The 14107-nt window shown below is 62.9% G+C and carries 9 protein-coding genes; all 9 read right to left on the bottom strand.

Annotated elements, in window-relative coordinates; all coding sequences use genetic code 11:
- Positions 1-4 precede the first annotated feature (4 nt).
- The 9 genes from yccS to betB all read right to left on the bottom strand — a co-directional run bounded on the left by yccS (position 5) and on the right by betB (position 14032).
- Positions 5-2188: a YccS family putative transporter gene (gene yccS, locus J2Y83_RS26735; RefSeq protein ID WP_253399837.1), complete on the bottom strand. Its 2184-nt coding sequence runs from the start codon at positions 2186-2188 to the stop codon at positions 5-7.
- Between the two features lie 162 nt (positions 2189-2350).
- A complete protein-coding gene (locus J2Y83_RS26730) occupies positions 2351-3529 on the bottom strand; it encodes an NAD(P)/FAD-dependent oxidoreductase (protein ID WP_253399835.1) in 1179 nt (392 codons plus the stop codon).
- Positions 3530-3689: 160 nt separating this feature from the next.
- Positions 3690-5027: an ATP-dependent RNA helicase DbpA gene (gene dbpA / locus J2Y83_RS26725; RefSeq protein WP_247397788.1), complete on the bottom strand. Its 1338-nt coding sequence runs from the start codon at positions 5025-5027 to the stop codon at positions 3690-3692.
- Positions 5028-5157: 130 nt separating this feature from the next.
- Positions 5158-6585 carry a multidrug transporter subunit MdtD gene (mdtD, locus tag J2Y83_RS26720; RefSeq protein WP_253399833.1) on the bottom strand — a complete coding sequence of 476 codons (1428 nt, stop codon included), beginning with the start codon at positions 6583-6585 and terminating at the stop codon, positions 5158-5160.
- Positions 6586-6620: 35 nt separating this feature from the next.
- Positions 6621-7511: an alpha/beta fold hydrolase gene (locus tag J2Y83_RS26715; protein WP_253399831.1), complete on the bottom strand. Its 891-nt coding sequence runs from the start codon at positions 7509-7511 to the stop codon at positions 6621-6623.
- A gap of 240 nt (positions 7512-7751) precedes the next feature.
- Positions 7752-9068: a TldD/PmbA family protein gene (locus tag J2Y83_RS26710; protein ID WP_253399829.1), complete on the bottom strand. Its 1317-nt coding sequence runs from the start codon at positions 9066-9068 to the stop codon at positions 7752-7754.
- Positions 9068-10510, bottom strand: a complete 1443-nt coding sequence (locus J2Y83_RS26705) for a TldD/PmbA family protein (protein WP_253399827.1) — start codon at positions 10508-10510, stop codon at positions 9068-9070. The genes J2Y83_RS26710 and J2Y83_RS26705 overlap by 1 nt, the downstream gene beginning before the upstream one ends.
- A gap of 203 nt (positions 10511-10713) precedes the next feature.
- Positions 10714-12417 carry a choline dehydrogenase gene (betA, locus tag J2Y83_RS26700; protein ID WP_253399825.1) on the bottom strand — a complete coding sequence of 568 codons (1704 nt, stop codon included), beginning with the start codon at positions 12415-12417 and terminating at the stop codon, positions 10714-10716.
- Positions 12418-12559: 142 nt separating this feature from the next.
- Entirely contained in the window at positions 12560-14032 is a 1473-nt protein-coding gene (gene betB, locus J2Y83_RS26695; RefSeq protein ID WP_253399823.1) for a betaine-aldehyde dehydrogenase, read from the bottom strand.
- Positions 14033-14107 lie beyond the last annotated feature (75 nt).

Raw genomic sequence — 14107 nt, 5'->3', positions numbered from 1 at the left:
GCGCCTACTCCGCGCTGGTGTCTTTGATCAGGTGCGCCGCCAGGGTGCGCAATGGCCCCAACTGCCGGCAAATCAACGCCAGTTGCGTCTGCACCAAACGCTGTCCTTCATCGATCTCATCGGGCATCTGTTCCAGCTCGGCGGCCAACGCTTCCTCGGCATCGCTCTGAATCGCGATCGGCTGTTTACTGGCCAGCCCCGTGGCGATTTCGTCGATGCTCGCCGCCAGGGTTTTCCCCGCGCCGTCGATCAAGTGCTCGCGCACGTCGGCCGGCAGTTGGGTTTCGCGGTGTGCGCCGAGCCCCGACAGGTAGCTGAGCAAGGTGTGGGACAGCACCAGGAAGCGGAAGCCCACATCGGCTTCCTTTCGAAAGTGCCCCGGCTCCATCAGCATATTCGCCAGGGTGGTGGACAGCGCCGCATCGGCGTTGTGTGCATTGCGTCGGGCCAGGCGATAGGCGAGGTCGTCGCGTTTGCCGGCGGCGTATTGCTGCATGATCTGGCGCAGGTAGATGCTGTTGCAGGTCAGGGTGTTGGCCAGCACTTTGTTCAGGCGCCGGCCTTGCCAGTCCGGCAGGAACAGGAACACGGTCAGGCCGGCAATCACGCTGCCGATCAAGGTGTCGAACAACCGTGGCAGGAACAGCCCGTAGCCATCGCCCACCTGATTGAAGCAGAACAGCACCATCAAGGTGATTGCCGCCGTGGCCAGGGTGTAGCGGGTGGTGCGGTTGATAAAGAACACCAGGCCTGCGGCGATGGCGAACATCGATTGCACCAGGGCGCTGGGGAACAGGTCGAACAGTGCCCAGGCCACGGTGAGACCGATGGCTGTGCCGATGATCCGCTGGCCGAGCTTGCGCCGGGTGGCGCCGTAGTTGGGCTGGCAGACGAACAGGGTGGTGAGGATGATCCAGTAGCCCTGGGAGGCGTGGATCGCGTGCAGGGTGCCATAGCCGATGGTCAACGCCAGGGCCAGGCGTAAGGCGTGGCGGAACAGCAGCGAGGTCGGCGTGAGTTGGGTGCGCAGGCGCGTCCACATTTCTTTGAGGTTGCGCGGGGCGCGATCGAGCAGGTTGCTGTCAGTGGCGTCGGCCAGCGCGTCAGGGTTGCTGGCGTCGCCCAGCAGGCGGTCGAGGGTCGACAGGTTGGCCGCCAGCGCACGCAAGGAACGCAGCAGACCGCGCCAGGCCGGGTTGCTCTGGATGCGCAGGTGTTCCATGGACGCGTTCAGGTCGCCCAGGGCTTCGGCGAAGCTGGCGTCATAGATGAACGGCTGGCGCAGTTGGATCGACTCGGCCAGGGCCTCGCAAGCCTTGCCTTGCTGGCGCAGCAGGCGCTGGCAGCGGAATAGCACATCGCTATGGAAGAAGGCCTCGGCCAGGGCGTTGTAGGGGTAGTGGGACGAACTGGCGCGTTCGTGGATGTCCTGGGCCAGGAAGTACAGCTTGAGGTAACGACTGACCTTCGAGCCCGGCCGCCCATTGCCGACGCGGTGCAGGATGATTTCCTTCGCCGCATTCAGTGCGGCCACTACCCGGCCGTTTTGCTGGGCCAGCTCCAGGCGTCGCGCCTCCACGTTCAACTGGCGGATCGGCTCGAACAGCGACGATTTGAGCTTGAGGTAATGCCCCAATTCGCGAAACAACCGCGCCAGGCTTTGCTGCACCGGCTGGTTGGAAAACAGCACCTGCCACAGCACCGACAGCGCCCCGTACCAGGCGGCCCCGGCCACCAGCAGCAGCGGTTCATGCCAGAAATCCGTAACGGCGCCGCCACGTTGGTCCACGCCGATCATGGTGTAGACCGACAGGATCAAGGTGGCCGAAGCAATCGCGCCATACCGCTCGCCAAGGGCGCCGAGCATGGTCAGGCCAAAACTCGCCAGGGCCAGGGCGACCGCAAAGGCCCACGGGTAGGGGAACAGCAGCTCCACCGACAGCGCGGCAATGCTGAAACACACCAGCGTCACCGCCAGGGCATTGAGGCGGCCTTGCCAACTGTCGTCGGTCTCAGCCAGGGCGCTGGCGATAATTCCCAGGAACAGCGGGATCAGCAGCGTCATTTCATCTTGGTACCAGCACAGCGCCATGCTGCCGGTGAGGGCGATGAAGACCCGAACGCTGTAACTGAATTTATCCAGCGCCCACAGGCGCCGCATGGAGTGGTTGAACGAGGTCGATGACATGAAGGCTGGAGTCTTCCGGGACGATGCCGCTAAATTGAGCTATCAGGGACGCTGCGGCAAGGGTGGTGATCACATCACTGCACAAAATTACTCACTGGCACACCGAAAATCAAAATGTGGGAGGGGGCAAGCCCCCTCCCACATTTTGACCGAGTACATCCTTCAGGCATATTGCGCGGCGGCGTAGCCGGAAGCCCAGGCCCACTGGAAGTTGAAACCACCGAGGTGGCCGGTCACATCCAGTACTTCACCGATAAAGTACAAGCCCGGGCTTTTCAGCGATTCCATGGTCTTGGACGACACTTCTCGCGTATCCACGCCGCCCAGTGTCACTTCGGCGGTGCGGTAGCCCTCGGTGCCTGCCGGGACCAGTTGCCAGCTCGCCAGTTTTTGCGCGATGTCGGCCAGTTCGGCGTGGGTGTACTGCTTCATCGGCTTGGACACGAACCAGGTGTCCGCCAGCAGGTTGGCCATCTTCTTGGTGAAGATCTCACCCAGCAGGGTTTTCAGCTCGCTGTTGGGGCGCTCGGCCTGTTGCTGTTGCAGCCAGGCGTGGGCGTCGTGGTCGGGCAGCAGGTTGATCTCGACCGTGTCACCGGATTCCCAGTAGGAGGAAATCTGCAAAATCGCCGGCCCGCTCAGGCCGCGATGGGTAAACAGGAGGTTCTCGCGAAAGCTCTGGCCGTTGCAGTTGACCAGGCAGTCCACCGAGGTGCCGGACAACTCGCCGCACAAATCCTTGAGCTGGTCGGTGATGGTGAACGGCACCAGCCCGGCGCGGGTCGGCAGCAGTTCGTGGCCGAACTGCCTGGCCACCTGATAACCAAAACCGGTTGCGCCCAGCGTCGGAATCGACAAACCGCCGGTGGCGATCACCAGGGACTCGCAGCACAGCTCGCCCAACGTGGTCTGCAACTGGTAGCCACTGTCGAGTTTGGCAATCTCTTGAATCGAAGTGTCCAGGTGCAGGCTCACGCCGGTCTGGATGCACTCGTCGAGCAGCATGCCGAGGATGTCGCTGGATTTGTTATCGCAGAACAATTGGCCGAGTTTCTTCTCGTGGTACGGCACGCCGTGCTTGGCCACCAGCCCGATGAAATCCCATTGGGTGTAGCGGGCCAGGGCGGACTTGCAGAAGTGCGGGTTGTGCGAGAGGAAATTCGCCGGCTCGGTGTACATATTGGTGAAATTGCAGCGGCCACCGCCGGACATCAGGATCTTCTTGCCGGCCTTGTTCGCGTGGTCGATCAGCATCACCTTGCGCCCACGCCCGGCGGCGGTCAGTGCGCACATCAAGCCTGCGGCGCCGGCGCCAATGATCACAACTTCGGTCGAGCGCACAGCAATGTCCTCACAAAATATTGATCTGAAATGCAATCAAAACTGTGGGAGGGGGCTTGCCCCCGATGGCGGTGGTCCAGTCAATTAATCAGGTGACTGATACACCGCCATCGGGGGCAAGCCCCCTCCCACATTGGATCTCCATGGGATGGGCGATCGTTTACAGGATCCGCACGCGCAACGAACGGCCCTTGATCTTGCCGTCATTCAAACGCTGCAGCGCCTGCTTGGCGACGCCGCGTTCCACGGCGACGAAGGCCTGGAAATCAAAGATCGCGATCTTGCCGACCTGGGCGCCGGGGATGCCGGCGTCACCGGTCAGTGCGCCGAGGATGTCGCCCGGGCGTACCTTGTCTTTACGGCCGGCGGCGATGCACAGGGTGCTCATCTGCGGCAGCAGCGGGCCACCGCTCTGCGGCTTGAGGTTGTCCAACTGGTCCCAGTTCAGCGGCGATTTCTGCAACTGCTCGATGGCTTGGGCACGGTGTGCTTCAGACGGCGCCACCAGGCTGATAGCGATCCCGGTCTCACCGGCACGGCCGGTGCGGCCGACGCGGTGGATGTGGATTTCCGAGTCGCGGGCCAGTTCGACGTTGATCACCATGTCCAGCGAATCGATGTCCAGGCCGCGGGCGGCAACGTCGGTGGCGACCAGTACCGAGGTGCTGCGGTTGGCGAACATCGCCAGCACCTGGTCACGGTCACGCTGTTCCAGGTCGCCATGCAGGCCGACGGCGGAGATGCCCTTGGAGGTCAGGTGATCGACGGTTTCCTGCACTTGCTGCTTGGTGAAGCAGAACGCCACGCACGAGGCCGGGCGGAAGTGCGCGAGCACCTTGGTCACCGCGTCCATGCGTTCTTCCGGCGAGATCTCGTAGAAGCGTTGCTCGATCTGGTCATCGGAGTGGAAGGCTTCGGCCTTCACTTGCTGCGGCGCGCGCATGAATTTCGAGGCCAACTGCTTGATGCTCACCGGGTAGGTGGCCGAGAACAGCAGGGTCTGGCGGCGGGCCGGGGTCTTGCTGATGATGTCTTCGATGGCGTCGTAGAAGCCCATGTCGAGCATGCGGTCGGCTTCGTCGAGGATCAGCGTGTTCAAGCCGTCGAGCACCAGCGAACCCTTGCGCAGGTGTTGCTGGATGCGGCCCGGGGTGCCGACGATGACGTGGGCGCCATGCTCCAGCGAGGCGATCTGCGGGCCGAGGGACACGCCGCCACACAGGGTCAGCACCTTGATGTTGTCTTCGGCGCGGGCCAGGCGACGGATTTCCTTGGCCACCTGGTCGGCCAGCTCGCGGGTCGGGCACATCACCAGGGCCTGGCAGCCGAAGTAGCGCGGGTTGATCGGGTTCAGCAGGCCGATGCCGAACGCAGCCGTCTTGCCGCTGCCGGTCTTGGCCTGGGCAATCAGGTCCAGCCCCTTGAGGATCACCGGCAAGCTCTGCGCCTGGATCTGCGTCATCTCGGCATAACCCAGCGAGTCGAGGTTAGCCAGCATGGCAGCGGAGAGCGGCAACGTATTAAAAGCGGTGGCGATGGTGGTCACGGGACTGGCTCTGCAAAACAAAATGTCGCGCAGTGTACCAGCCCCGTGGGATTTTCCCTGCAAGTTCTCGACGAGACGCCTGCTAGTGTTCGATGTCGTGCTCGCGGTTGCCGATGCGTTTGCCGTCTTTTGGCGACAGTTGCAGGAAAATCGCCGCCGCCAGCATCGCCATGATGCCCACGGTGAGGAAGGTCAACTGGAAGGCGCCAAGTATCGTGCTCACGCCGTCATTGCCCGACTCGGCGGTAAACCCGCCGAGCAGCGCACCGGCGCAGGCCACGCCGAGGCTCAGGGACAGTTGCGCCACCACCGACAGCAAGCTGTTGCCGCTGCTGGCCTGGGCATCGTCGAGGTCGATCAGGGTGACGGTGTTCATCGCGGTGAACTGCAAGGAATTGATTGCCCCCAGTACCGCCAGCATGCCCAGCAGCAGCGGGTAGGGCGTCTGCTCGCTGACCAGGCCCATGCTCGCCAGCATCAGGCCCAGGGCCAGGGTGTTGCCGGTCAATACCACGCGGTAGCCCAGGCGTTCGATCAGCGGCCGTGCGACAGACTTGGCCAACATCGCCGCCGCCGCCAGCGGCAGCATGCTCATCCCGGCCTGGGAGGGTGAATAGCCCAAAGCCACCTGCAGCAGCAACGGCACCAGAAACGGCAAGGCGCCGCTGCCCAGGCGCGCGAACAGGTTGCCCAGGATGCCCACCGCAAAGGTGCGGGTCTTGAACAGCGCCGGCGAAAACAGCGGGTTATCGATATGCCCGGCGCGCAGCCAGTAGGCCGCCAGGCACGCCAGCCCGCCAAACAGCAGCAACATCACCCGCAGGTGCGGCAGGTGCAATTCGCCCAGGCCTTCCATGGCGATGGTGATCAGCACCATCGCCGCGCCGAACAGCAGGAAGCCGACGCCATCGAAACGCGTGCGTTCGCTGCCGCGCAGATCGGGGATGAACTTCCACACGGCGTAGCAGCCGATCATGCCCACCGGCAGGTTGATCAGGAAAATCCAGTGCCACGTCAGGTATTGCACCATCCAGCCGCCCATGGTCGGCCCGAGCAACGGGCCGAGCAGGCCGGGGATGGTGATGAAACCCATGATCCGCACCAGCTCGGAGCGCGGATAAGCGCGCAGCACCACGAGTCGGCCGACCGGCAGCATCAGCGCACCGCCCAGGCCCTGGACCACCCGCGCGCCGACCAGCATGGTCAAGCTGCTGGACAGCGCGCACAGCAGCGAGCCAATGCTGAACAGCATGATCGCGCCAAAGAAGATTTTCTTGGTGCCGAAGCGGTCGGCGATCCAGCCCGACGCCGGGATCAGCAAGGCGACGGTGAGCATGTAGGCGATCACCACCCCTTGCATGCGCAGCGGGTTCTCTGCGAGGTCCCGGGCCATGGCCGGCAGTGCCGTGTTGAGAATCGTCCCATCCAGCGATTGCATGAAGAAGGCAATCGCGACCACCCAGGGTAGCCAGCGGGCGGTCTTGGCATCGAGAGGGGCGCGATTCGGCATGGGATCCCTTTTGTTAGGAGGCTATGTGTCGGCGATTATGCGTCATTCGTCGCTCCTTTTCCCACTGAAGGTTCGTCTAAATCCGACAGCGTCGCGTGCTCGCCCACCAGGAAATCCAGCAGCGCCCGGTGGACCGCCAGCGCCGCCTCGCGGGACTCCAGGTCGAGCAAATGCCCGGTATGTTCGGCGACGGCAAAGCTGCTGCGGCCTACGTATTGCTTGAACAGTCGGGCTTCGGTGGCCGGGGTGTATTCGTCCAGCGTGCCGTTGAGGAAATGCACCGGTGTTTCGATCCGGGTGAGCTGCGGCAGGTAGTTGCCATCGCCCATCGCCAGCACCTGGTGGATATGAAAGCGCGCCTGGCGGTATTCGGTGGTGGCCATGTTCGACAGGTGCCGATGGTTGTTGCGCTTGAGCCGCGGCGACAAGTATTTGCCCACCGTTTCGTTGAGCAAATGGCCGACGGCGGACTTGTCATCGGCCTCGATCAGCACGCGCACCCGCTCGACGTAGTCGAGCATCGCCGGGTTGAGGTTCGGCGCCAGCGCCATCACCACCGAGCTTTCGATGGAGGGCGGGTTGTGTGCCAGGGTCAGCAGCGTGGAGATGCCGCCCCATGAGGCCGACACCAAGTGGTTGACCTGGAAACGCTCCACCAGCGCCCGCAGGATTTGTACCTCGTCGTCCTTGGTCACCAGGTCCAGGTCGGTGTTGTGCTCGCGTGAATAACCGGAGAACGGCAGGTCGAACAGCAATACATTGAAATGCTCGGCCAGGCATTTGCTGGTACGGGCAAATGAGCGGGTGGTGGACAGCGCGCCGTTGACCAACAGCACGGTCTTCTTTTCCGAATCGTTTCCTAGCTGCTCAACATGAACGTTGTAGTGCTTGAACAGCTTTTCAATGACAAAACTTCCATGGTTCATGTCAACGCTCCAGCTTGCCGTTTACCAGGCAAGGTCATACATCACGTGCGGGCACGTGGGTTGGATGGCAGGATGCCACCAACCGTTATAACGAGGTTTTTTGCAGGCGACAACCGGCCTTGGGCGGGCGGTGAGAGGGGTCTGATTTAGTTGTAGGACATGTTGAAACAGGACGTCTGAAATCAACACAAAGCAATGTGGGAGGGAGCAAGCCCCCACCCACAAGCAGACTACTGTCGGTTACAGGGTCAGGGTCAGTCGCTTGACCAACGCCCCCGGCAACAGATTGGACGCGGTATTGCGCTGGCTGTAGGTACTGGCCGACAGCAGCAATTCGCGCTCGGCGGTCAGCGCTTCGAGTTGTGAGCCGAGCAGGCTGTAGACGCTGTCATCAAAACGCATCGTGCTGACCGGCGCCTTGATCTCGCCGTCCTCCACCCAGAACGTGGCGAACCGCGTCATGCCGGTCAGGCGCGCCGCCGGCAGGTCGGAGTAGTTCAGGTACCACAGGTTGCTGATATACAGCCCGGTGCCCAATTGCTTGAGGATATCGGCCTGGGTCAGGCTGCCCGCCGCCATCTGCAACGCGCTGGGGGATTCGTCGCCGCTGGCGCCGTTGGCGCTGAGGCCGTATTCGGCGGCGCTGCGCGAATTGACCAGTTGGCCGGCGCCCTGGCCGGCGTGGATCAGCGTGACGTCACTGCACGGGTAGCCTTCGCTGGAGAACGCCGGGCTGAGGGAACCGCTGATGTGCTCATCCACCGTCACCAGCGTGCTCAACGACTGCTCGCCGGCATACAGCCGCTGCAGCGAGCTGCTTTTGCTGGCGATGGCCTGGGCGGAAAAACCGCCCCAGGTGATGAGGCTGACGATTTCTTCCAGGGCTGCCGGCGCCAGGTAGGCGCGGTACTCGCCGGGCGCCAGCGTGTGCAGTGGCCGTCCGAGGAACTCCAGCTGTTCGCGAGCCTGTTGGAAGCGGCGGGCGAACTCGGCGCTGTTCCATTCGTTGCCGGCGTAACTGGCTTTGACCGCTTCGCCGTTGGCGTGGAACAGGCTGAAGTCGAAGTTGAAACTATTGGCCTGATGCCAGCCAAACGCGCCATCGGAACTGGCGAAGCCACGGCTGATCGGGCCGGCGGCGTAGAAGCCGACCAGATCGACGCCGTGTGCCGCCTGGTTGATGTCTTCCAGCACCTGGCTCAGCTCGGGCAGTGGCCGGGCCTGTTCGTTGTGGCTTTGCCAGGCGTTGTGGTTGAGCAACAGGTAAGGATCGTGGGGCAGCAACGGCAAGGTTTCGCGCAGTTGTTGCAGGCCATCGGCGAGGCGCTGGCGGTCCAGCGCCGGTTCGCCGCCGAGGGTGATGCTGAGGTCGGCATGGCGGCCGTCGTTGATCAGTTTGAGGTTGAGGCTGGCTTGTTGCACCTGGCCGGCCTGACGCACCTTGGCGTGGTTGAAACGCACGAATTCGGACGACTCTGCGGCATAGCCCAGGTGAAATTGTTCCTTGTCGGTGATGGCCTGCTTGAGCCACTCCACCAATGCCTTGAAGTTGTTCATCAGGCATCTCCCCCGAATACATCAACGTTGCTGAACACACAGGCCGGCGACGCATGGCCGACGCGGATGACCTGGTTGGGTTCACCCTTGCCGCAGTTCGGCGTGCCCAGAACCTTGAAGGTGCTGGCGTCGCCCACGGCGCTGAGGTTGCGCCAGAACTGCGCGGAAATCGCCCGGTAGTTGGGGTTTTTCACCACGCCCTTGAGCTCGCCGTTTTCAATCAACTGGCCCCACTCGCAGCCGAACTGGAATTTGTTGCGTGCATCATCGATGGACCACGAACGGTTGGTCGACATCAGGATGCCGTGTTCGATGCTGCCGATCAGTTGCGCCAGGCTCTGGTCGCCGGCTTCGATATTCAGGTTGGCCATGCGGTCGATCGGCGGGCGGTTCCAACTGCTGGCACGGCTGTTGGCGACGCCGCTCATGCCTGCGCGAAATTGCGACAACGCCCCGCCCAGCGGCCTGAGCAGCAACCCTTCACGGATCAGGAATTGCTTGCTGGCGGCGGTGCCGTCGTCGTCATGGCTGTAGCTGGCCAGTTGCTCGGGAATGTCCGGGTCGAAGGTCACGTTGAGCAGCTTGGAGCCGTATTGCAGGTGGCCGAAGTCGCTGGCCTTGACGAAACTGGTGCCGGCGTAATTGCGCTCGTCGCCCAGGATGCGGTCGAGCTCCAGCGGGTGGCCGATGGATTCGTGGATCTGCAGGATCATCTGGTCGGGCATCAGCAACAGGTCGCGCGGACCCTGGGGCGTGTTCGGCGCCAGCAGCAATTGCAAGGCTTCGTCGGCAATGCGCGGCGCGGCGCCGACGAGGCCGAAGCGGTCGATCACATCGAAGCCGCCTTGCTGGCCGAAGTTGGTGCCACCGAAGGTGCGCGACTGGCTGTCGTTGCCGTCGTAGGCGGTGACGTTGACGCCGGGGAATACAAACCGCTGGGCCTGGCGCAGCTCGGCACCGGCACTGTTGAGGTAGATCTGCTCGACGTGGGTCAAGCCGAGGCTGACTTCCCAGTTCACCAGGCGCTCGTCCTGGGGCACGGCAGCGGACTCATCGCCGAGCAACTGGTAGCAGTCGCTCAGGGACGGAAAGGCCTGGGCAAGGTTGGGTGACAGGTAGTCGGCGACATCGCTGGAAACCTGTTGATCGCGCAGGTCGAGCAGGGCATGGGGCTTGATCAGGCGCGCCTGCTGTTCGGCACGCTCAAGCGCAGCTTGCAGGCCGGGCAGGGAAATATCGTGGGTCGCGGCGTAGGCTTCGACCCCGTTGACGCGCACGGTGAGCATGGCGCCTTCGTCGTGGTTCAGGTGCGGCGGTGCGGCGACGTTCTTGCGCACCGACAGGTAGTGGCCGGATTCGCGCACGTAGCGCAGGGAGAAGAAGTCGGCGGTGGTGCGCAGGGCACTGAAATGTTTTTTGAGTGTGGCGTGGTGTTCGAACATAGGGCCTTCCTTGTGGGCGGCTCAGCGCAGGCAGACAAACAGAGTAGGCCTGGGCTGGGGCGCGGATCAAGGAGAGTGTAGGCAGGCGGGAGGTCTTGCGGTGTCAGATAGGGCCTCATCGGGGGCAAGCCCCCTCCCACATTTTGAATGTATTCACAAATCGAAGTGTGGGAGGGGGCTTGCCCCCGATGGAGGCGACACGGTTACTGCGCAGTCGGCCCCACTTCACGCATCGGCTTGCCCCGCACCGGCGCATCGCCTGCCACGTAGTAGTCGGCGGTGCTGCGCGGCAATGGCTGGCGGCCCCGGATCTTGTCGGCGATTTTCTCGGCGAGCATGATCGTCGGCGCGTTCAGGTTGCCGGTGGTGATGATCGGCATGATCGACGCATCGACCACCCGCAGGCCCTGCATGCCATGCACACGGCCTTCGCCATCCACCACGGCCATCTCGTCGCTGCCCATCTTGCACGAGCAGGACGGGTGGAACGCGGTTTCGGCGTGCTCACGGATGAACGTGTCCAACTGCTCATCGGTTTGCACGTCGATACCCGGGCTGATTTCGCGGCCACGGAAGGCGTCGAGTGCCGGCTGCTGCATGATTTCACGGGTCAGGCGGATGCCATCGCGAAATTCTTGCCAGTCCTGCTCGGTGGCCATGTAGTTGAAGAGGATGCTCGGGTAGTCCCGTGGGTTCTTCGACTTCAACTGCACGCGACCACGGCTCGGCGAACGCATGGAGCCCATGTGCGCCTGGAAACCGTGCTCTTTCACGCCGTTGCTGCCGTTGTAGTTAATCGCCACCGGCAGGAAGTGGTACTGGATGTTCGGCCAATCGAAGTCTTCACGGGTACGGATAAAACCGCCCGCTTCGAACTGGTTGCTGGCGCCGATGCCGGTGCCGTTGAACAGCCATTCGGCACCGATGGCCGGTTGGTTGTACCAGAGCAGCGACGGGTACAGCGACACCGGTTGGGTGCAGGCGTATTGCAGGTACAGCTCAAGGTGGTCCTGCAGGTTTTCGCCGACGCCGGGCAGGTCGTGGACCACCGGGATGTCGAGGCTTTCGAGCAGTTTGGCCGGGCCGACGCCGGAGCGTTGCAGCAGTTGCGGCGACGCGATGGCGCCGCTGCACACCAGCACTTCTTTGCGGGCGCGGGCTTCCACGCGCTCTTCGGCGGCGCCGATCAGGTAACGCACGCCGACCGCACGCTTGCCTTCGAACAGCACTTTGTCGGTCAGGGCGTGGGTGACGATGGTCAGGGTGGCGCGCTTTTTAGCCGTGTCCAGGTAACCGCGTGCGGTGCTGGCGCGCCGGCCGTTTGGCGTGACGGTCCGGTCCATCGGGCCGAAGCCTTCCTGCTGGTAGCCGTTCAAGTCTTCGGTGCGCGGGTAACCGGCCTGCACGCCGGCTTCGACCATGGCGTGGAACAGCGGGTTGTTGCCGGCTTTGGGCGTGGTCACGCTGACCGGGCCGTCGCCGCCGTGGTAGTCGTTGGGGCCTATGTCGCGGGTTTCGGCTTTACGGAAATATGGCAGGCAATCCAGGTACGTCCAGTCTTCCAGACCGGGCAGTTTCGACCAGTTGTCGTAGTCCATGGCGTTGCCACGGATGTAGCACATGCCGTTGATCAGCGAGGAACCGCCCAGGCCCTTGCCGCGCCCGCATTCCATACGGCGGCCGTCCATGTGTGGCTCTGGATCGGTCTCGTAGGCCCAGTTGTAGCGGCGGCCTTGCAGCGGGAACGCGAGGGCGGCGGGCATCTGGGTACGGAAGTCGAGACGGTAGTCAGGACCGCCGGCTTCCAGCAGCAGGACGGTGACGCCTTCGTCTTCGGTCAGACGGGTCGCCAGGGTGTTACCGGCGGAGCCGGCACCCACAATGATGTAGTCGTATTCTTGGGACATTGAATGCACCCTCTTTGAAGTGTGGTCAGGTCGGGCCTCATCGGGGGCAAGCCCCCTCCCACATTTGATCGGGTTTACACAGTCAAAGGTGGGAGGGGGCTTGCCCCCGATAGCGGCCTCACAGGCAACGCAAGGCTCGGTTTTAGAACACCGAGGCGTAATCGCCCAACTCAACCTGTACTGATTTGATGCGGGTGAAGTTGTTCAGCGAGCTGATCCCATTCTCACGGCCCACGCCCGACTGCTTGTAGCCGCCGACCGGCATCTTCGCGTCGGACTCGCCCCAGGCGTTGATCCAGCAGATACCGGCTTCCAACTGATGAATGACGCGGTGGGCGCGGTTCAGGTCCTTGGTCACCAGGCCGGCGGCGAGGCCGAAGTCGGTGTCGTTGGCGCGGCGGATCACTTCTTCTTCCGTCTCATAGGTGAGGATGCTCATCACCGGGCCGAAGATTTCTTCACGGACGATGGTCATCTCGTCGGTGCAGTCGGTGAACACGGTCGGGGCAACAAAGGCGCCTTTGGCGAAGTCGCCCTCGGTCAGGCGTTCGCCGCCGCACAGCACGCGAGCACCTTCTGCCTTACCTTTGGCGATGTAGCCGAGCACGCTTTCCATGTGGGCGAAGCTGACCAGTGGGCCGAAGTTGGTGTTGTCATCCTGCGGGTCGCCAATGCGGATGCGCGCAACACGCTCGGCGATCTTGGCTTCGAACGCGGCTTGCAGATGCTTGGGTACGAACACGCGGGTGCCGTTGGTGCAGACCTGACCGGAACTGTAGAAGTTGGCCATCATCGCGATGTCGGCGGCACGATCCAGGTCGGCGTCCTCGAACACGATCAGCGGCGATTTGCCGCCCAGTTCCATGGTCACTTCTTTGAGCGAGGAGCTGGAAGCGCTGGCCATGACTTTCTTGCCGGTGTCGGTGCCGCCGGTGAACGAGACTTTCTCGATGCGCGGGTGCTCGGTCAGCCAGGTGCCGACTTCACGGCCGCTGCCGGTCAAGACGTTGAACACACCGGCTGGAACGCCGGCTTCGGTGTAGATCTCGGCCAGTTTCAGGGTGGTCAGCGAGGTGACTTCGCTGGGCTTGAAGATCATCGCGTTACCGGCAGCCAGGGCCGGTGCGGATTTCCACAAGGCGATCTGGATCGGGTAGTTCCACGCGCCGATACCGGCGACCACGCCCAGCGGCTCGCGGCGGGTGTAGACGAAGGAAGTGTCGCGCAGTGGGATCTGCTCGCCTTCGATGGCTGGCACCAGGCCTGCGTAATATTCCAGCACGTCGGCGCCGGTGACGATGTCGACGTACTTGGTTTCGGAGAAGGATTTACCGGTGTCCAGGGTTTCCAGAGCGGCCAGTTCGTCGTTGCGCTCGCGCAGGATGTCGACGGCACGGCGCAGGATGCGCGAACGCTCCATGGCGGTCATGGCGGCCCAGATTTTCTGGCCTTTTTCCGCGCTGACCACGGCACGTTCAACGTCATCTTTCGTGGCGCGTTGCACTTTGGCGAGAACTTCACCGTTAGCCGGGTTGATGGCTTCGAAGGTGGCATCGCTGCCGGCATCGCTGTAGCCGCCGTCAATGTAGAGTTTTTGCAGGTCGAAACGGGCCATAAAGTCCTCGCAAGTGCATAAGTGGTTGGCGTTACCCGCCGCAAAGTGGGCCATAAGGGGGTGGCAACACTGAGC

Origin of the sequence: Pseudomonas marginalis (assembly GCF_024169655.1) — a bacterium.
GTDB classification, from domain to species: domain Bacteria; phylum Pseudomonadota; class Gammaproteobacteria; order Pseudomonadales; family Pseudomonadaceae; genus Aquipseudomonas; species Aquipseudomonas paraveronii.
This window is presented reverse-complemented; position numbering and strand designations above follow the sequence as displayed.

Coding starts and splice junctions, on each gene's coding strand:
- yccS (WP_253399837.1), bottom strand. CDS start 2,188: ATGTCATCGACCTCGTTCAACCACTCCATGCGGCGCCTGTGGGCGCTG.
- dbpA (WP_247397788.1), bottom strand. CDS start 5,027: ATGCTGGCTAACCTCGACTCGCTGGGTTATGCCGAGATGACGCAGATC.
- mdtD (WP_253399833.1), bottom strand. CDS start 6,585: ATGCCGAATCGCGCCCCTCTCGATGCCAAGACCGCCCGCTGGCTACCC.
- J2Y83_RS26715 (WP_253399831.1), bottom strand. CDS start 7,511: ATGAACCATGGAAGTTTTGTCATTGAAAAGCTGTTCAAGCACTACAAC.
- J2Y83_RS26710 (WP_253399829.1), bottom strand. CDS start 9,068: ATGAACAACTTCAAGGCATTGGTGGAGTGGCTCAAGCAGGCCATCACC.
- J2Y83_RS26705 (WP_253399827.1), bottom strand. CDS start 10,510: ATGTTCGAACACCACGCCACACTCAAAAAACATTTCAGTGCCCTGCGC.
- betA (WP_253399825.1), bottom strand. CDS start 12,417: ATGTCCCAAGAATACGACTACATCATTGTGGGTGCCGGCTCCGCCGGT.
- betB (WP_253399823.1), bottom strand. CDS start 14,032: ATGGCCCGTTTCGACCTGCAAAAACTCTACATTGACGGCGGCTACAGC.